At 61.5% G+C, this 17,506-nt stretch carries 17 protein-coding genes and 1 other RNA gene; 4 read left to right on the top strand and 14 right to left on the bottom strand.

The window, feature by feature from the left end; all coding sequences use genetic code 11:
• Positions 1-2: 2 nt before the first annotated feature.
• Both ACIPSK_RS29455 and ACIPSK_RS29450 read right to left on the bottom strand, forming a co-directional pair.
• A complete protein-coding gene (locus ACIPSK_RS29455) occupies positions 3-194 on the bottom strand; it encodes a DUF1192 domain-containing protein (RefSeq protein WP_018481035.1) in 192 nt (63 codons plus the stop codon).
• A gap of 192 nt (positions 195-386) precedes the next feature.
• The gene (locus tag ACIPSK_RS29450) at positions 387-1,685 is read right to left on the bottom strand and encodes an MFS transporter (RefSeq protein ID WP_017968146.1); all 1,299 of its coding nucleotides are present in this window, start codon (positions 1,683-1,685) and stop codon (positions 387-389) included.
• A gap of 172 nt (positions 1,686-1,857) precedes the next feature.
• On the opposite strand from ACIPSK_RS29450, the gene ACIPSK_RS29445 reads away from it, so the two are divergent.
• Positions 1,858-2,022, top strand: a complete 165-nt coding sequence (locus ACIPSK_RS29445) for a hypothetical protein (RefSeq protein ID WP_017968145.1) — start codon at positions 1,858-1,860, stop codon at positions 2,020-2,022.
• Between the two features lie 46 nt (positions 2,023-2,068).
• On the opposite strand, the gene ACIPSK_RS29440 is transcribed toward ACIPSK_RS29445, so the two are convergent.
• The 8 genes from ACIPSK_RS29440 to tkt all read right to left on the bottom strand — a co-directional run bounded on the left by ACIPSK_RS29440 (position 2,069) and on the right by tkt (position 12,399).
• Positions 2,069-2,992 carry a PhzF family phenazine biosynthesis protein gene (locus ACIPSK_RS29440; protein ID WP_162117014.1) on the bottom strand — a complete coding sequence of 308 codons (924 nt, stop codon included), beginning with the start codon at positions 2,990-2,992 and terminating at the stop codon, positions 2,069-2,071.
• A gap of 452 nt (positions 2,993-3,444) precedes the next feature.
• Entirely contained in the window at positions 3,445-4,470 is a 1,026-nt protein-coding gene (locus ACIPSK_RS29435; protein WP_162119431.1) for a class I fructose-bisphosphate aldolase, read from the bottom strand.
• Between the two features lie 224 nt (positions 4,471-4,694).
• Entirely contained in the window at positions 4,695-5,897 is a 1,203-nt protein-coding gene (locus ACIPSK_RS29430) for a phosphoglycerate kinase (RefSeq protein ID WP_170262158.1), read from the bottom strand.
• 70 nt (positions 5,898-5,967) lie between these two features.
• Positions 5,968-7,842, bottom strand: a complete 1,875-nt coding sequence (locus tag ACIPSK_RS29425; RefSeq protein WP_162119433.1) for a potassium/proton antiporter — start codon at positions 7,840-7,842, stop codon at positions 5,968-5,970.
• A 488-nt stretch (positions 7,843-8,330) separates the two neighbouring features.
• A complete protein-coding gene (locus ACIPSK_RS29420) occupies positions 8,331-8,510 on the bottom strand; it encodes a hypothetical protein (RefSeq protein WP_162119434.1) in 180 nt (59 codons plus the stop codon).
• Positions 8,511-8,768: 258 nt separating this feature from the next.
• Complete coding sequence (locus ACIPSK_RS29415) at positions 8,769-9,086, bottom strand: hypothetical protein (protein ID WP_017968139.1); 318 nt, start codon at positions 9,084-9,086, stop codon at positions 8,769-8,771.
• 247 nt (positions 9,087-9,333) lie between these two features.
• The gene (gap, locus tag ACIPSK_RS29410; RefSeq protein WP_024323244.1) at positions 9,334-10,344 is read right to left on the bottom strand and encodes a type I glyceraldehyde-3-phosphate dehydrogenase; all 1,011 of its coding nucleotides are present in this window, start codon (positions 10,342-10,344) and stop codon (positions 9,334-9,336) included.
• A gap of 81 nt (positions 10,345-10,425) precedes the next feature.
• Positions 10,426-12,399 carry a transketolase gene (tkt, locus tag ACIPSK_RS29405; protein ID WP_162119435.1) on the bottom strand — a complete coding sequence of 658 codons (1,974 nt, stop codon included), beginning with the start codon at positions 12,397-12,399 and terminating at the stop codon, positions 10,426-10,428.
• A 334-nt stretch (positions 12,400-12,733) separates the two neighbouring features.
• Between tkt and ACIPSK_RS29400 the strand changes: the two genes are divergently transcribed.
• The 3 genes from ACIPSK_RS29400 to ssrS all read left to right on the top strand — a co-directional run bounded on the left by ACIPSK_RS29400 (position 12,734) and on the right by ssrS (position 13,630).
• On the top strand, positions 12,734-13,009 hold the full coding sequence (locus ACIPSK_RS29400; protein WP_020486258.1) for a DUF4164 domain-containing protein: 276 nt from the start codon (positions 12,734-12,736) through the stop codon (positions 13,007-13,009).
• A gap of 15 nt (positions 13,010-13,024) precedes the next feature.
• A complete protein-coding gene (locus tag ACIPSK_RS29395) occupies positions 13,025-13,402 on the top strand; it encodes a cell division protein ZapA (RefSeq protein ID WP_162119436.1) in 378 nt (125 codons plus the stop codon).
• Positions 13,403-13,471: 69 nt separating this feature from the next.
• Positions 13,472-13,630: non-coding RNA, 6S RNA (ssrS, locus tag ACIPSK_RS29390), on the top strand.
• An 80-nt stretch (positions 13,631-13,710) separates the two neighbouring features.
• On the opposite strand, the gene ACIPSK_RS29385 is transcribed toward ssrS, so the two are convergent.
• From ACIPSK_RS29385 to ACIPSK_RS29370, 4 genes are all read right to left on the bottom strand, one after another.
• Complete coding sequence (locus ACIPSK_RS29385; protein ID WP_162119437.1) at positions 13,711-15,198, bottom strand: esterase-like activity of phytase family protein; 1,488 nt, start codon at positions 15,196-15,198, stop codon at positions 13,711-13,713.
• Between the two features lie 245 nt (positions 15,199-15,443).
• Positions 15,444-16,427, bottom strand: coding sequence for an NAD-dependent epimerase/dehydratase family protein (locus ACIPSK_RS29380; protein WP_162119438.1), 984 nt, complete (start codon positions 16,425-16,427; stop codon positions 15,444-15,446).
• A gap of 97 nt (positions 16,428-16,524) precedes the next feature.
• Positions 16,525-17,061, bottom strand: coding sequence for a helix-turn-helix transcriptional regulator (locus ACIPSK_RS29375; RefSeq protein WP_162119439.1), 537 nt, complete (start codon positions 17,059-17,061; stop codon positions 16,525-16,527).
• A gap of 76 nt (positions 17,062-17,137) precedes the next feature.
• Positions 17,138-17,470: an ArsR/SmtB family transcription factor gene (locus ACIPSK_RS29370; RefSeq protein WP_162119440.1), complete on the bottom strand. Its 333-nt coding sequence runs from the start codon at positions 17,468-17,470 to the stop codon at positions 17,138-17,140.
• Positions 17,471-17,506: the final 36 nt, after the last annotated feature.

Genomic DNA, 17,506 nt, shown 5'->3' with positions numbered 1-17,506 from the left:
GGTTACGAGCGGAAGAAGCTTTCCGCCGCCTGCCGCCCGGATGCCTTGCGCGTGGCCTCAGCCTCGAGACGGGCGATCTCCGTCTTCAGCAATTCCACCCGCGCCTTCAATTCGTCGACCGAAAGCATGGAGAGATCGGCGCCGATCTCATGGGCGACCTTCTTCTGCGGCCGGTCGTCATCGATGAAGCTCATGGGTTCGTCCTCCGTTGGCTGCATATAGCTTGTCACGCAATTCGCGCGCAAAATCGCTTCGCAGTTTTGCTGGAATTGCTCCGGAGCATGATGCCGAAAAGTGTGATCGGCTTTCGGACGACATCAGGCTCTCACTACATAATGTAGAACAGGATCCAGATTTTAGGCCGACCCGGCCTAAATCATCCTTTTCTAGCCGAACTTTACAGCAGGATCGTCGCTTTCGGGAGACTTTCCGGTTTCCGGAGGTTTGCTGGTGCCGCGGTCGGCAAGCGACATGCTTTGCGGTGTCAGCATCGGCGAGGTGCCGGTCGGGATCGTCGTGTAGGCGTCGCGGTCGCTGGCGGGGATCGCGGCGCGGATGCGGCTTCGGATGATGGCGTAAACGGTGATCAGCACATGGGCGATGGCGGTGACGAGGAAAAGCGCATGCGGCGTGATTGCCGACATGACGGGACCGCTGATCGTCGGGCCGATCACCGTGCCGATGCCGTAGAGCAGCAGCAGGCCGCCGGAGACCTTGACGAAATCCTCCGACGCCGCGAAGTCATTCGCGTGGGCGACGGCGATCGGATAGAGCGTATTGGCCACCGCGCCGTAAAGGACAACGAGCCCGATCAGAAAGGCGGGGGACGTGGGGTGGAGCAGGAAGATCAGCAGGCCAGCAAGGGCGGCGATCCCTGACATGGCGGCAAGCACGTAGCGCCGGTCGATGCGATCGGAAAGCCGGCCGGCCGGCAGCTGCATCACCGCCCCGGCGAAAATGGTGGAGCTCATCATGACGGCGATGCTGGTGTCGGAAAGGCCGGCGCCGGCGCCGAAAACAGCGCCGAGCGTACCGTAGGCACCGTTGGCGATACCGACGAGCAGGATGCCGAGGCAGGAGACCGGCGAGTTGCGATAGAGCGCCGGCAGGTCGAGGCGCACTGCCTTCAGCGGCTGCGGCGAAGCGGCGGTCGACAGCGTCGTCGGCAGCATGGCGATGCAATAGAAGATGCCGCAGATCATGAACAGCACCGGCGTGCGCACATCCTCGAGCGGGATCATCATCTGGCCGCCAACGACGCCGAGCAGTGTGATGCCGATATAGAGCGAGAAGATTGCGCCGCGGCTCTCGTTGCTGGCGCGCTCGTTCAGCCAGCTTTCGATGATCATCGACGTGCCGGCGGTGGAGAAGCCGGTGACGGCGCGCAGGACCACCCACCAGACCGGATGAATGATGATGCCGCTGACCAGCGCGATGATGGCGATGATCGAGATGAAGCCGGAAAAGGCGCGCACATGGCCGACGCGGCGCACGATCTTCGGCGCAACCAGGCAGCCGATGACGAAACCCCCGGCCCATGAGGTGCCGAGCAGGCCAAGCGTCGTCGTTGCATAGCCTTCGAGATTGCCACGCACGGGAAGCAGGATGCCCTGCAGGCCGTTGCCCATGAAAAGGAAGAGCGTGCCAAAGAGCAGCGCGGCGACGGACAGCAGATTTCTCTTCATTTCCCCAGACTCGGTCTTAACGATTTGCAATGACATAAGGCAAGACCTGCGTCAGCCCAGCCTCAAGATGATTGATTGTGCCCCGGAATGTCTTTACGGCGTGTCGAGATCCCTTTGTTCGCGCGGAAAAATGTCCGTCCTGTGACATTCCGAAAAACGGAAAAAATAAAGCATGACAAAGCTGATAGCCTTGCTGCTCATCCTTGCCATGGCGATACAGGTGATCAAGCCGCTCGGGCTTCCCGGCCTCAGGCGCCGGATGGATTTCTGGAAGATCACGCTGATCGCTTTTGCGGTCTGGGCAGTGGCTCTGCTTTCACGCGACTTCCTGATGTAATCCTTGGATTACATGTACCCCGGGGATGACGGCCGACCTGCGACTGTCAGTCTTGCAAGCTAATTTCTCCGCGCATGACGGAAACGCAGCCTCCCGAGATGACGACATCGGTGACAATGCCTTTGGATTTCACGACATCAAGGGTGATGACGCTGCGGCGGCCCATTTCGACGCCCTGTTCGATGGCGATGCGGACATTCATATCGGCGTCCGGCGCAAGCGAGACGAGATAGGCGCCGAGCGCGGCCGAAGCGCTGCCCGTTGCCGGATCTTCGGGCACGTTATCGAGGGGCGCGAACATGCGGGCGCGAATATTCCATGGGTTTTCGGCTGTCCTCACATAGAGGAAGAGCGAGAAATCGTGGCCGCTGGTCGTCTGGCGGCCGGCGGCTGCCTGGAACCCGGCAAGGTTCGGGCGGGCGGCGGCCAGCGCTTCGAGCCCGTTCAGTTCTGCAACGGCAAAATCCAGGCCGACCGAAGCAAAGGCCGGGGCATGGGTGCTGCTGACGATGACGCCGGGGTCGAGCGAGACGCAGCCGGCAATGGCTTCCACGGCGATGGTGTCGCCGATCGTCAGCGGCTGCGGCGCGCGGATGGCGGCAGCAGCAACCCTTCCGCCGCTACGTTTCAAGCGGACCTCGACGATGCCGGCCTTTTCCTCGAAACGCAGCGTATCGCCGACCGGCTTGCCGAAGATATCCGCCTGCTGGCCGAGCACATAGGCCGTGCCGACGTTCGGATGGCCGGCGAAGGGTATTTCCATCGTCGGAGTGAAGATGCGCACGCGGGCGGAATTCTGAGGGTCTTCCGGCGGTAGCAGGAAGGTGACTTCGGAATAGTTGAACTCGGTGGCGATCTTTTGCATCGCCGCGTCGCTCAGACCGCGCGCATCGGAAATGACGGCAAGCGGATTGCCCTCGAAACGGGTGGAGGTGAAGACATCGACGGTGACGTAGGAGAGGGTGTTCATGGCGGTTCCTGTTGCGACAGGCCGCTATGAGTAGTCACGGTTTTTCGCGAAAAAAAGCGGTTTCTTGTCGCCGTGACAATGAGAGGGATGTGTGTACTCGAGAACTGGTTATCTCGCTTCCTCTTCTCCCCAGCGGGAAGAAGGTGGCCCGAAGGGTCGGATGAGGGGGCCACACGGCACAACCTTCACTATTCTTTGCCCTTCGCTTGCGCTCAGTGCATTCGCGGCTTCGCTGCTCACCCCCTCAACCGCCTGCCGGCACCTTCTCCCCGCTGGGGAGAAGAGACGTGTGGCAGCGCCGTATTCCTCTCTCATCCGCCAGGAGCTCGAAGGAACGGACGGGGCGGCCTTACTCCCCCTGTGCTCGTCACAGGAATGAGTGAGCGGGATTGGGCAAGGAGTAGCGAGGTTGCGTTCGCCGCTCCCTGCCCAAAATTTAAAGCTCTGAAAACTCAGGCGGCCTTTTCCAGGTCTTTCTTCCAGTTGCCCTTGGCGGCGAGGCTGTTCATCTCGGCGCGGTGGGTGAATTCGCGCTGGCCGGCGGCGACGTTTTCCTGCTTGCCGTTCCAGGCCTTGAGCGCGCTGTCCTGCAGGGCGCGGCCGTAGGAGAAGGTGACGAACCAGGGCAGGTCGCCGATGGCATTGATCGCCGAAAGGTGGGCTGTCGCTTCTTCGGTCGTCTGGCCGCCGGAGAGGAAGGCGATACCGGGAACGGCAGGCGGAACGGTCGCCTTCAGCACCTTGACGGTGCGTTCGGCAACTTCCGCGACCGAGGCCTTGCGAGCGTTCTTGCCGTCGATCACCATGTTCGGCTTGAGGATCATGCCTTCGAGATTGACGCGGGCGTCGGCGAGTTCCTCGAAAACGATGCGCAGCGTGAACTCGGTCACTTCGGCGCAGCGGTCGATATTGTGGTCACCCGGCTTGCCGTCCATCAGGCATTCCGGCTCGACGATCGGAACGATCCCGGCCTCCTGGCAGAGTGCGGCATAACGAGCAAGCGCCTGAGCGTTGGCGCGGACGGAACCGCGGGTCGGCAAGGTCGGCGAGATGGCGATGACGCCGCGCCACTTGGCGAAGCGGGCGCCGGCTTCATAATATCTGGCAAGGCGTTCGCCGAGACCGTCGAGGCCTTCGGTGATGGTTTCATCGGGATATTTGGCCATCGGCTTGGCGCCGGTATCGACCTTGATGCCGGGAATAGCGCCGGCGGCGCGGATGATATCGACGAAGGGCGTGCCGTCCGCAGCCTTCTGGAACAGCGTCTCTTCGAAGAGGATGACGCCGGAGATATATTTCTTCATCGCTTCGTCGGAGCGGAAGAGCATTTCGCGATAGTCGCGCCGGCTCGTTTCGGTCGATTCGAGATTGATCGCGTCGAAACGCTTCTTGATGGTGGAGGTCGATTCATCGGCGGCGAGCAGTCCCCGGCCGCCCGTAACCATCTGCACTGCAATGTCTTCCAGTCGTTCGCTCATTTCGTTCTCTCCACAACAATAAACATCGGCACTTCAGGAATATAGAACGCGGATAACAGAAGTTTATAGGGAGGAAAATGCAAAGGCTAAGTCATTGAAACGATTGAATTCAATTCAATCGTTTGAAAGTTGGATTTTTTTCGTCCTCTGAGCAAAAGACCGCGGAAGCTTCTTTTCTTCCGCGGTCTATCCACATGTAAAATCTGCGCAATCAGTCTTGGTGCCTATTTAGCAGCGTTGAGGACGGCGACGCCGGGAAGCTCTTTGCCTTCCATCCACTCAAGGAAGGCGCCGCCGGCGGTCGAGACATAGGTAAAACCGTCGGCAACGCCGGCATGGTTGAGCGCGGAGACGGTATCGCCGCCGCCGGCAACGGAGGTGAGCTTGCCGGCTACCGTGCGCCCAGCGGCATATTTCGCAGCAGCGACGGTTGCAGCATCGAAGGGTTCGATCTCGAAGGCACCGAGCGGACCGTTCCAGACCAGGGTTGCGGCGCGCTCGATCCAGGCGTTGATGGCCTCGACGGACTTCGGGCCGACATCGAGCACCATGGCATCGGCGGGAATGGCGTTGATATCGACCGTCTCGTTGGCGGCGCCCGCCTTGAACTCGCGGGCGATCACGCCATCCTCCGGCAGGATGATGGCGCAGCCGGCAGTGGCGGCCTCGATCATGATCTGCTTGGCGGTTTCGGCGAGATCATGTTCGCAGAGCGACTTGCCGACATTGGTGCCGCGGGCGGCGATGAAGGTATTGGCCATGCCGCCGCCGATGACGAGCGCATCGACCTTCTTCACGAGGTTCATCAACAGGTCGATCTTGGTGGAGACCTTGGCGCCGCCGACGATCGCAACGACAGGGCGAGCCGGATCGCCGAGGCCCTTTTCCAGCGCCTCCAGCTCCGCCTGCATGGTGCGGCCGGCATAGGCCGGCAGGTGGTGGGCAAGACCCTCGGTCGAGGCATGGGCGCGGTGGGCGGCCGAGAAGGCATCGTTGACATAGATGTCGCCGTTGGCGGCAAGCGCCTTGGTGAAGTCGGGATCGTTCTTTTCTTCGCCCTTGTGGAAGCGGGTGTTTTCCAGAAGCAGGATATCGCCGTCATTCATTGCGGCAACGGCGGAGGCGGCGGCCTCGCCGATGCAGTCGGAAGCCGTCAGCACGGCATGATCAAGCACTTCCTCGACGGAAGGGGCGATCAGCGACAGCGACAGCTCCGGCGAAGGGCCAGCCTTTGGCCGGCCGAAATGGGCGAGCAGGATCACCTTGGCACCCTTTTCGGACAGTTCGAGGATCGTCGGCGCCACACGCTCGATGCGCGTCGTATCGGTGACCTTGCCGTCTTTCACCGGGACGTTGAGATCGACGCGGACGAGAACGCGCTTGCCGCTGAGGTCGGAAAGATCGTCGAGGGTCTTGAAAGAAGGCATGGGGAGGATCCTGTCGTGGTTGGCGAAAGTTGCGCCGAACATAGCAAGGATCATTCGAGACGCAAGGCGTTCAACGGCCGTTTTCGCGTGTGCCTTCGTCGCGTCCGGCCGGCGCTTTCGGTGTGCTTTCGGAGGCTGCGGTTTCCCGGTTCCGGCGTCCGTTCAACCGGTCGCGGATGCGCTGGATGATGTCCTTGAGATTGATGAAGATCGGCAGCGTGATTGCCGGCTCGACCGCTTCGAGCGACATGCCGACGGAGGTGATGTGGTCGTGCTCGTCGAGATCGCGGACGATGAGGATGATCGAGCCGAGGCGGACGCGGTCGGCATAATCGGCCTTGCCGCCGAGGCGCTGCCGCATCAATTCGGCGATCGTCAGGCCTTTTTCGGATTCGTTGAGCAGGCCGGGGCCATAGGCGGCGTCGAGATCGGCGGCGGGGCGGGCGGGAGAGAGCGCGAAGGCGCCGAAGAATTCGGCATCGTCATCATCGACAGGCGCACGGCTGGCGAAAAGCCGGTCGAGCAGGCGGGAGTAGCTCGGGACGATGAAGAGGTAGACGAGATCGTTCTCGCGCAACCGCCCGGCATATTGATAACGCATCGACTTGCCGTCGCGGATGACGAGCGAGGGCGTCGCCCAGCGCGGAATGCGCTCGCCGCGCAGCACCGGACTGTCCTTGATGACGCGATAGGAGAGCAGTTCGTGGTGGGCTGCGCCCGGCAGGTCGACCTCAACCTTGTCGACGGCGCCGATGCGCGGCGGAATGATCAGCCCGAGCTTCTTGGCGACGGGCTTGATCGTCCAGCCCTGGACGAGCAGCGAGACCAGCACGATGATGAAGGCGGTGTTGAAATAGATCTGTCCGTTCTCAAGCCCACCGAGGATCGGCATGATGGCAAGCAGGATGGAGACGGCGCCGCGCAGGCCGACCCAGGCGACGAAGCCGATCTCCTGCTGCGTGTAGTCGAAGGGAAGCAGCGACAGCCAGACCGCCAACGGTCGGGCGACGAAGATCAGGAAGAGGGCGAGCAGGATGGCCGGCACGATGATGGCAGGGAATTGCGACGGGGTGGCGAGCAGGCCGAGCACCAGGAACATGATGATCTGCGCCAGCCATGTCATGCCGTCCTGAAAGCGTTTGATGGTGCCGATCGCCTGCATCTTGCGGTTTCCGGCGTAGATGCCGGCGACATAGACGGCGAGGAAGCCGCTGCCGCCGACTGCGCCGGTGAAGGAGAAGACGAGAAGGGCGAGCGCCAGCACGAAGATCGGCGTCAGGCCGCGATCGGTATCGAGCTTGCTGACGATCAGCACGATCATCATGCCGCCGAGTAGGCCGAGGATGACGCCGAGGCCCATCTGCTGCACGAACATGGCGAGCATGCCGATATTGATGCCGGCATAACGCTCGCCGCTTGCCAGCACCTCGACGAGGGCGATGGTGAGGAAGATCGCCATCGGGTCGTTGGTGCCGGATTCGACTTCCAGCGTCGAGCGCACCTTATCGCGGATATTGATGCCGCCGATGCGCAGCAGGAAAAAGACGGCGGCGGCATCCGTCGATGCAACGATCGAGCCGAGCAACAGGCCTTCAAGCCAAGTGAAATTCAAAAGCCACATGGCGGCCAAGGCAAAGAGCGAGGCGGTGATCAGCACACCGACCGAGGCGAGCGCCAGAGAGGGCACGGCGGCCAGCCGGAAGGCCTGCATCGGCGTGCCGAAGCCGGAATCGAAGAGGATCACGGCCAGCGCGATGGAGCCGAGAATATAGGCGAGATAATTGTTGCTGAACTCGATGCCGAGGCCATCGACGCCGGCAGCAAGGCCGATCATCAGGAAGAGCAGCAGCAGGGGGGCGCCGAAGCGGAAGGCGAGCAGGCTCGAAAAAGCGGCAAGAAGCACGAGTGCCGTCGAAACCAGCACTACGATATAGAACGCTTCCATGCCCACCCCTTTCCATCGACTGCTTCGCGAACACAGCCGCACCCGGCCGATCCGCCTTTATTCAACCCCTCCGTCACGCGCGGCGATCCATCAGTAAACGGCAAAACGTCAGAGAAGGGTAGGCCTTGCGGCTTAACCTCGTCGCGATGCTGCATCATGCTGCTGAACGGCCGCCGGACGGCCAACCGACACGGAATGCTACGGGAGAAAGTCTCTATAAAGAATGTATAGGAAAATCAGGCGAGAGCAGGGCAAAAGAGACAGGCACGGATTTTTCCTGCCGGTATCTGCGAATGGCAAGAACATAAAACACGCTCCTCTTTTCACGCGGCCCGCTTGCCCTGTCCGGGAAGAATGGATTGCATGGGCGGGTGCGGAGAGCGGGGAAAATGAAGGCTGAGATATTTCGATACCGGGTGGAAATGCCGGCCGCCCAGCGAGAGCAGCCGGCTATAGTTTTGCGCCAGAAGCGGCCGGCCCTTGCTCTGCTATCCCAACACCGCCTGAAGTATGACGATCGCGAGAAACGAGAGGCCAATGAACGCGGCGACCCAGATGACCAGGCGATTGGCCCTTGCCAACACGGCAGGTCTGACGTCCCGCTTGGGGTGAAACCGCTGCCGCCGCTTGAGAGTGGTGTGGGACAAGCGCTTTTGTGCCTCTGCCATTTATCACCTCCCTTGGCTCACTAGCCATTGTGCAGCGCTGTGCATTTCCTCAATCTAGCACGCTTGGCCAGCGGATTGCCAACCCGTGATCATCCTTGCGGCCAAGGAATTCGTCGACGATGGTTTCGTGTAGAGACGCCTATCGAATTCGAACCCGAGTAGCGTCAGCACCGCCATCCTGTCCTGCGAACGGCGGCGTCATATCGAACCGGCCGCTTCGATATGACTTCGAAACCGGAAAAAGATGCGGATCGTCGATCAGTCTTCGACGGTATCGTCTTCGCCAGCGGTCAGATCCGCGACCGGGACGAGGAACACGACGAACTCGTCCTCGATGGTCCGTTCAGGATCATCGTCGAATTCATAGGCGTGCTCGACTTCGCTTGCTTCCTCGGTGGTCGCCTTGCGCAGGCTCAGGGCCGCTTTGCGGTCCCAAAGAGGCCTGCCTTCGGATTCCAGGACGGTCAGATCGTCGCGAAAGTCTTCCGCCTCGAAGAAATGCGTCGCTTCCTCGTGATTTTCCGAACGAAAACTGGCAACGGCACGGCCGGCGATTTCAACGGTAAAGTAATCCATCCATCTCTCTCATTTTCATGCGGGCGACAGTGCTGCCGCACGGTATTGGCGTTCCGCACCTGGCCGGTGGCCGATGCGGCGTGAGGAAACTGGGCATTTTGGAATGTCCAGGGTGACGTATTCTAGCAGATCTCATCCGGGCAATGGATGAAAAGATACCAATGCGGGGGCGGTTTCGTTCGGAGGCACGGCAACAAAAAGCGGCCCGGTTTCCCGGGCCGCTTGTATGTCGATGCCTCAAGAGCGCTCAGATGAGCTTGGCGAAAGCGACTGCCGTGTCGGACATGCGGCTGGAGAAGCCCCACTCGTTGTCGTACCAGGACAGCACGCGCACGAAGTTGCCTTCCATGACCTTGGTCTGATCGGTTGCGAGGATCGAGGAGTGGCTGTCGTGGTTGAAGTCACGGGAGACGAGCGGCTCGTCGGTGTAGCCAAGGATACCCTTCAGCTTGCCGTTGGCAGCAGCCATGATGGCTTCGTTGATTTCGCCAACGCTGGTCGCCTTCTTGGAGACGAATTTGAAGTCGACGACCGAAACGTTCGGGGTCGGAACGCGGATCGAGGTGCCGTCGAGCTTGCCTTTCAGATGCGGAAGAACGAGGCCGACTGCCTTGGCTGCACCCGTCGAAGTCGGGATCATGGAAAGGGCGGCCGCGCGGGCGCGATACAGGTCCTTGTGCATCGTGTCGAGCGTCGGCTGGTCACCGGTGTAGGAGTGGATGGTCGTCATGAAGCCGTGGTCGATGCCGACGGCGTCGTCGAGAACCTTCACGACCGGCACCAGGCAGTTGGTGGTGCAGGACGCGTTGGAGATGACCAAGTGCTCCTTGGTGAGCTGGTCATGATTGACGCCGAAGACGACCGTCAGGTCGGCACCATCGGCAGGCGCCGAGACGATGACACGCTTGGCGCCGGCCGTCAGGTGAGCGGCAGCCTTGTCGCGGGCGGTGAAGATGCCGGTGCATTCCATGGCGATGTCGACGCCGAGCTCGCGATGCGGGAGCGTTGCCGGATCCTTGATCGCCGTGACCTTGATCGGCTTGCCGTTGCCGACGATGATCGTGTCACCCTCGACCTTCACCGTGGCCGGGAAGCGGCCGTGGATCGAGTCGTAGCGCAGCAGGTGGGCGTTGGTTTCAACCGGGCCGAGATCGTTGATGGCGACGACTTCGATGTCGGTACGGCCGGATTCGACGATGGCGCGAAGGACGTTGCGGCCGATGCGGCCGAAACCGTTGATGGCAACCTTGACTGTCATGTTCATTCACTCCCGATAGAGTAGGGCCCGATAGCGAGGGCCTGGAATTGAGGAGATGGAGAGCGCCTCAAGGCGCCCTCATTAAAGCTTTGCTTCCGCGGCCGCAACGACGGCGTCGGCGGTGATGCCGAAATGCTTGTAAACTTCCTTGACCGGGCCGGAAGCGCCGAAGCTCTTCATGCCGATAAAGGTACCTTCCGGTCCGATGAACGCATCCCAGCCTTCGCGAACGGCGGCTTCGACGGCGATCTTGACCGGCGAGTTGCCGAGGATTTCCTTACGATAGGCTTCCGGCTGCTCGAAGAACAGTTCCGTGCAGGGAACCGATACGACGCGGACGGTGACGCCCTTGGCTTCGAGTGCCGTACGAGCCGCAACAGCGATTTCGACTTCAGAGCCGGAGGCAAAGATCGTCACCTTGGCGTCGGCATTGCCGGCGAGGAGATAGGCGCCCTGTTCGCACAGGTTCTTTTCGCTGTATTCGGTGCGGGCTGCGAGCAGGTTCTGACGCGTCAGAGCAAGGCCCGAGGGACGGTTATGCGTCTTGATGGCGATCTGCCAGCATTCCGCCGTTTCCGTGGCGTCGGCCGGACGGAAGACCATCAGGTTCGGAATGGCACGCAAACCGGCAAGCTGTTCGACGGGCTGGTGCGTCGGGCCATCTTCGCCGACGCCGATCGAGTCGTGCGTCAGGACGTGAATGACGCGGATGCCCATCAGCGAAGCAAGGCGGATCGGCGGGCGGCAATAATCCGAGAAGATCAGGAAGCCGCCGCTGTAGGGGATGAGGCCGCCATGCAGCGCAATGCCGTTCATGGCAGACGCCATGCCATGCTCGCGGATGCCCCAATGCATGTAACGACCGGCGAAATCCGTCGGGGTGATCGAATGCATCTGGCTGGTCTTGGTGTTGTTCGACGGCGTCAGGTCGGCGGAGCCGCCGAGTGTTTCCGGCAGGAAGCCGTTGATGACCTCGAGCGTGTCTTCCGAAGCCTTGCGGGTCGCAACCGTCGGCTTGGTCTCGGCCAGCTTCTTCTTGTATGCGCTGATTGCGGCGTCGAAGCCTTCCGGCAGATCGCCTGCCATGCGGCGGATGAACTCGGCTCTGGCCGGAGCCTTGGCGAGGCCATCTTCCCAGGACCCGACGAGGTCCACCGAGCGGACGCCAGCCGCACGCCAGCTGTCAAGGACGTCCGACGGGATGACGAAGGGTTCGGCTTCCCAGTTCAGCGCCTTGCGGGTGGCCGCGATTTCCTCGGCGCCGAGCGGGTTGCCGTGGACCTTGTGGGTGCCCTGCTTGTTCGGGGCACCGAAGCCGATGATCGTCTTGCAGGCGATGAAGGTCGGGCGGTCGGACTGATGGGCAGCTTCGATCGCGTCGGCGATAGCGGCCTGATCGTGACCGTCGATCTCGATGGTGTTCCAGTGTACGGCCTTGAAGCGGGCGATCTGGTCGGTGGAATCCGACAGCGAGACGGCGCCGTCGATGGTGATCGAGTTGTTATCCCAGAACAGGACGAGCTTGTTGAGCTTCAGGTGGCCGGCGAGCGCGATGGCTTCATGGCTGATGCCCTCCATCAGGCAGCCGTCGCCGCAGATCGCATAGGTATAGTGATCCTGGAGATCGGAGCCGAACTCCTCGCGCAGCTTGCGCTCGGCAATCGCCATGCCGACGGAATTGGCAATACCCTGGCCGAGCGGTCCAGTCGTCGTTTCGATGCCGGTGGCATGACCATATTCCGGATGGCCGGCTGTCTTCGAGCCGAGCTGGCGGAACTGCTTCAGATCTTCGATCGTCATGTCAGGATAGCCAGTCAGATACAGCAGCGAATAGAGCAGCATCGAGCCATGACCGGCCGACAGCACGAAGCGATCGCGGTTCGGCCAGTGCGGCTTCTTCGGATCGAACCTCAGATATTTGGAGAACAGGACCGTCGCCACGTCAGCCATGCCCATCGGCATACCCGGGTGGCCGGAGTTCGCCTTTTCAACGGCGTCCATGGCGAGAAAACGGATCGCATTCGCCATCCGGTCGTGTTGTTCGGGAGAGGTCATGGCTTTTCCGCAAGTTCCGGGTGTCGGGGGGATGGCCTCGAGCCTCCAAGACCATCGAGTGAAAGCGGCAGAGACATAGCAGTTGGGACGGGCAAGTCAATAAATGGCAGGCCAAATCCGGGCGCGCAGCAGCGATTTTTGACATTTGATCGGGCGATTGTACAAATGACGAATCTGATGTGACGGACATGCGTAAAACGCTCATCCACAGGATAGGCTGGCGGACAGGTGACAGGATTTATTGACGGGCCGTCGGCGAGCTGCATATCCTTTTGACATCGCAGGATCGGCGCGGAGTGCCGATTCGCGGATCCTGCGCGGGAATCGGAAAGGCATGATGCCCACAGGCAAAACCATGGAAGCAGCGCTCAACGAGTTGAGACAGGCGATTTCGAGCCTCGAAAACGCCGTCGAGATGCGCGTCGAGCGGCAGCGCGAGCAGGGCGAGATCGAGGGCGAGGTGCGGCGTGTGCACGCCGACCGTTCGCGGCTGGCGCAGGAGCTCGACCAGGCCGAATTCCGCGCCAACCGGCTGGAAGAGGTCAACCGCGAGGTATCGCGGCGGCTGGTAACGGCCATGGAAACGATCCGCGCAGTTCTGGATCGCTGATAGAAAGAGTTTGGCATGGCGCAGGTGACGGTAACGATCGACGGCAAGGCCTATCGCATGGCCTGCGAGGAAGGGCAGGAGGATCACCTGACCGATCTCGCCACCCGCTTCGACCGCTATGTCGGCCATCTCAAGGATCAGTTCGGGGAAATCGGTGATCTCAGGATCACTGTCATGGCCGGCATCATGGTCATGGACGAGATTGCCGAGCTGACGCGCCGCGTCGCCGGGCTGGAATCCGAGCTCGAGTCGCTGCGCGGCAACCGCGATACGGTGCTTGCAGCGACCGCCCGAACCGAAGAAAATCTTGCGGCAGCGCTGAGCGAGGTGTCGAGCCGAATCCGCGGCATCACCGACAAGCTGAACGGCCGGTCCGCACCCGAACTCAATTGATCTCAATTAAATGGCGGCAGGCTTCTGTCGCCACTGGCGCGTCAGCGCAAACGACCTTATATATCGCCATGCGGTCTGCGCCTCTCGACAGGAACCACAATCCCTGGGGCCATACTCGATCCAAAGGGAGCTGTCCCTGGCCAGGCCCGTGGGCCTGGACACACGGCGCCCACCTACGTTTGTAGGCACCCAGGATCGTAAACATCCACCGGTGGTCGTGGATCGCACCCTTCCCTTTTATCGTCGGCAGGGATCCCGGATATGGCGGGCGAACGCTTGGTTTGGGCGTCCACCCTTCAGTGCATCCGTTACTTCTTCAGGCCTGGAAGGGTGACCTGGAAGACCTGGAATATGGTGTCGACGTCGGCACCGCCATCCGCCTTGTAGGCTGCACCCACCTGGAAACCATCCTGCGTCAAGAAGTCGTTGTCATTGGCGACGAACAGGAAGTAGTCGTCCGGCAGGTTCGGGTCGAGAACGCTCACCAGACCCATGGCTTCCCATTTTTCCGACAGATTGTTCTTGTCGTTCGGTGCGCCGTTGTGCAGGCCGAAGCGGGCGAGGTCGACCTTGTCGTTGAGGTCGATGAAGGGCGTCAGCGTCGCCGGCGTCAGCGAGGGATCGACGACGCCCTTCGGCGCTATCGGCCTGCCGGCGTCGAAATCGCTGGCGGCGATGTCTGTCGCATTCGAAATGTCGACGATACCGACCTTGCGGTAGAGCGAGGTGTCGCCCTTCAGGCCCTGGCCGTTGCCGCTGTCGCGGGCGAGCATCAGGAAAGTCTTGTCGGACAGGGCGACGATTTCGCTCTCAGCGGCAATCGTCGTCTTGTCCTTCGCATCCTTGAAGACCGGCAGCGGCACGACATATTCGTGCACCAGTTTCAGATGATCGGGATCGGCGGCGTCATAGATCATGGCGCGGGTATTCTGCCGGGTCGAGCCGGAGTCGCCGCCGTCCTGGCGCGCCGCCGACTGCAGCATTGATATGATGAACTTGCCATCAGGCGTCATCGCCATGCCTTCGAGACCCTGGTTGTTCTGGCGGCCAGTCTCCGGATCCTTCGGGTCCGGAGCGGATGCGCCGGGGCCGGGATTGTTGGAGGCAAAGCTCAGCGCCCCTTTGCGCATCGGCAAAAGCGCCTTCGGCGGCTGGGTGGCCGACAGCAGGTGGCCGTCGGCAGAAAAGTGGTAGATGTAAGGACCATATTCGTCGCTGACGAACATGGTGCCGTCGGCCATGCGGATGATGGCTTCATTGTCGAGCGCGATCTTGCCGTTTACCGCTTGCGGCAACGGCGGGAAATCACCGGCCGCAGGGCGCACGCCGGATTCCGGGTCGAGACCAGTCATGTCGCCACCCTTGTCGTCGACGAAGAGCATGGAATCGACGAGCTTTGCGTCGACGCCAGATTGTTCCCTGCCGGCCTCGGGTGTCGCACCCGGAGCGGTCGGCGTCAGGCCGATCGAGATGGTGTTCAGGCGCGGCCGGTAATCGGCGGTGCCGACGGCGTTGTAACCGCGGTCGGGCAGCAGGTAGAGCGTGCCTTTGTAGCCGGCGCCGTCGCGGCTCCAGTCGGCGGCATCGACCGCCATGCCTGAGCCGGAACCGAAGGTCTCGCCGAATTTGTCACGCTGGTTGGCCGCGATGCGGCCAATGCCGACGAGGCCCTTGTTGACGAAGATGAGGCCACCGACGGTGGCGGAATTCTCGGCCATTGCGACGACTGGCGCGGCGGCGAATGCGGCTAGAACCGCGGCGAAGAGCGGCGATGCGTATGGTCTGACATTCTTCATGGAAATACCCTCTCGGTCAAAAGCGCTCTCGAAACGGCTTCCCGCCCGCAGGTTGGACACCGCTTCAAATGACACCCCGGCTCGGATTCGATTTCCCGATGGCACAACACGCCCTGGATTTCGTCGCCCCATTCCCCGGCAGACGGTCTATGACGGGATCATGATATCTGGATGACGCTTTTCAACGAAAAGGCCATGCCGGAGAGGATGTCGGGCTTTCGCGTGTCCGCATTCCAGCTCGCACTCTATCCGACCGGATAAGGCCCTTCGGCAAAGACCTCGTCGTGGTAGCCTTTAGAGCCGACGTCGAGTGCCAGGGGGCTTCGCCATTCCCTGTTGTCGCGCAGGCAATCGAGCACGAAACGGAAGTCATATCGCGGCTGCCAGCCGAGTTCCCGTCTTGCGCGTTCGTTGACATAGACGCGGTCGAGTGCCGGAAACATCTTCCAGCCGCGTGATGCGTAGAGGGCGCCCGCATCCGGGAACAATCGTTCGACGACCTGAGGCGCGTCGTGCCTGATCGCGGCAAGATCACTTGCCGAAAACGGCGTCGTGGCCGAGACGATGTAGCGGCCAAAGCCGATTGACGGCGCCTTTTCGAGCGCCAGCAGATGGGCGCCGACCACGTCGCTGATATCGATGCGGCGGTGAAGAAGCTCGTTGGCCTGGGCATTCTCTGCCGAATAGCCGTTGCGAATGTCAGGATCGTCGTCGTTTTCGGGAAAGAAACGCGACGTCCTGAGAATGACCATCGGCAGGCCGGACTTGCGGGCGAAGAGTTCGCACAGACCTTCGGCGGCGAGCTTTGTCACGCCGTAGACGTTTTTCGCGACGGGAAGCACATCCTCGGTCACCCATGCTGCCGGTTCGCCGGCAGCCGGCGTCAATGCCGCGCCGAAGGTGCTGGTGGTGCTGGTGAAGACGAAGCTTGCAACGCCTGCGGCGATCGCTTCTTCGAGCAGGTTGAGTGTGCCGGTGACATTGGTGTCGAGGAAATCGTAATTGTCGTGGGTTGCCACATGCGGCTTGTGCAGCGTCGCGGCATGGATGACGTGGCTGATGCTCGACATCGCCTGCCTGATGAAGGCGCGATCATTGATCGAGCCGACCATGTCGGTGAAAGCCGAGGGCTTGATATCTATGCCGCGCACCCAGCGGCTTTCCGCCCTCAAGGTTCGCATCAGCGCCTCGCCCAGATGGCCGGCACTTCCCGTTATCAGTATCGTCATCACATCGTCTCCTGACCCTTCGGCGGCGAACGCTATAAAGACCAAGGTTTCCGGACAACGCATAAATTATGCATGGGGATGCAGGAAAGCTTGAGGCTTAGCCGATGGTCGTGACAAGGCGGCCGGCGCTGCCATCGGAAAGCATGATCCGTTCCCAGGTCACGCGGCCGGCGGCGATCGGCAGCAGCGCATTGCCGTTGGCGCTGGTATCGAGGGTCAGCGACGAGAGCCTGCCAGCATGCCAGCCGCGCTCCTCCAGCGACTGCTCGGCGGCGGCGATCTCGGCGGAGGCGTAGGAGAACAGAGAACGGCCGAGAAAGGCGCCGAGCGGCGCCCGCCACTCCGCTTGCCGCGGGCGAGAGGCGGCGAGCAGCCGGTGGGTGCGGTCGCAGATCAGATGCACCGGCCGGACGGAATCCTCGACCAGCCGCTTCAGCGCCGTATCGACTGCTTCATGTGGCGGCGCGGCGAAAATCCGCTCCAGCTTGATGGCCTGTTCGACGGGCAGGGCGAGCTGATCGCGCTCCCAGCGCGAGACGGTCGTCTGGTTGACGCCAAGGAGTTCGGCGAGATGGCCTTGCTTCATGCTGCGCAGCAGCCGCATGCGGCGTATGCCGGCTCCTGATATCGTCATCTGTCCGATCCCTGCCGTTTTTGTCAGCATAAGGCTTCGGCAGACCGGGCGGCAAGTCCGGTTCACAGCCGGGTCATTATTCGGGCTGACCTTCCAAGTCGCCTTTCAGCCGGTCGAGGATGGAGAGCGCATGGCCGGCATAGGCGCTGATCCAGCGGTCATAGATGTGCTTGATCGGCAGGCTGTTCAGGTGGTTCCAGCGCTCGCGGCCCTCCTTCCTGGCGACGACCAGATCGGCCTCCTCCAGCACCTTCAGATGCTGCATCACCGTGCAGCGGTCCATCTCCGGAAACATCTCGCAAAGATTTCCAGTGGTTCGGGGGCCATCCTTGAGCAGATCGAGGATGTCGCGGCGGCGATGATGCGCCAGCGCCTTGAAAACCGGGTCGTCGGCTGATTCGCTTGACATGTTATATTTTTATAACATAATGATGCCAGGCACAAT

Source organism: Rhizobium sp. LARHSG275 (assembly GCF_052871115.1).
This window is presented reverse-complemented; position numbering and strand designations above follow the sequence as displayed.

Bases quoted from the DNA above. Each gene is read 5' to 3' on its own strand.
- ACIPSK_RS29440 (WP_162117014.1), bottom strand. From the start codon at position 2,992: ATGAACACCCTCTCCTACGTCACCGTCGATGTCTTCACCTCCACCCGT.
- gap (WP_024323244.1), bottom strand. From the start codon at position 10,344: ATGACAGTCAAGGTTGCCATCAACGGTTTCGGCCGCATCGGCCGCAAC.
- ACIPSK_RS29370 (WP_162119440.1), bottom strand. From the start codon at position 17,470: ATGTCAAGCGAATCAGCCGACGACCCGGTTTTCAAGGCGCTGGCGCAT.
- ACIPSK_RS29430 (WP_170262158.1), bottom strand. From the start codon at position 5,897: ATGCCTTCTTTCAAGACCCTCGACGATCTTTCCGACCTCAGCGGCAAG.
- ACIPSK_RS29400 (WP_020486258.1), top strand. From the start codon at position 12,734: ATGATGCCCACAGGCAAAACCATGGAAGCAGCGCTCAACGAGTTGAGA.
- ACIPSK_RS29375 (WP_162119439.1), bottom strand. From the start codon at position 17,061: ATGACGATATCAGGAGCCGGCATACGCCGCATGCGGCTGCTGCGCAGC.
- ACIPSK_RS29455 (WP_018481035.1), bottom strand. From the start codon at position 194: ATGAGCTTCATCGATGACGACCGGCCGCAGAAGAAGGTCGCCCATGAG.
- ACIPSK_RS29445 (WP_017968145.1), top strand. From the start codon at position 1,858: ATGACAAAGCTGATAGCCTTGCTGCTCATCCTTGCCATGGCGATACAG.
- ACIPSK_RS29380 (WP_162119438.1), bottom strand. From the start codon at position 16,427: ATGACGATACTGATAACGGGAAGTGCCGGCCATCTGGGCGAGGCGCTG.
- ACIPSK_RS29415 (WP_017968139.1), bottom strand. From the start codon at position 9,086: ATGGATTACTTTACCGTTGAAATCGCCGGCCGTGCCGTTGCCAGTTTT.
- ACIPSK_RS29395 (WP_162119436.1), top strand. From the start codon at position 13,025: ATGGCGCAGGTGACGGTAACGATCGACGGCAAGGCCTATCGCATGGCC.
- tkt (WP_162119435.1), bottom strand. From the start codon at position 12,399: ATGACCTCTCCCGAACAACACGACCGGATGGCGAATGCGATCCGTTTT.
- ACIPSK_RS29435 (WP_162119431.1), bottom strand. From the start codon at position 4,470: ATGAGCGAACGACTGGAAGACATTGCAGTGCAGATGGTTACGGGCGGC.
- ACIPSK_RS29420 (WP_162119434.1), bottom strand. From the start codon at position 8,510: ATGGCAGAGGCACAAAAGCGCTTGTCCCACACCACTCTCAAGCGGCGG.
- ACIPSK_RS29450 (WP_017968146.1), bottom strand. From the start codon at position 1,685: ATGAAGAGAAATCTGCTGTCCGTCGCCGCGCTGCTCTTTGGCACGCTC.
- ACIPSK_RS29385 (WP_162119437.1), bottom strand. From the start codon at position 15,198: ATGAAGAATGTCAGACCATACGCATCGCCGCTCTTCGCCGCGGTTCTA.
- ACIPSK_RS29425 (WP_162119433.1), bottom strand. From the start codon at position 7,842: ATGGAAGCGTTCTATATCGTAGTGCTGGTTTCGACGGCACTCGTGCTT.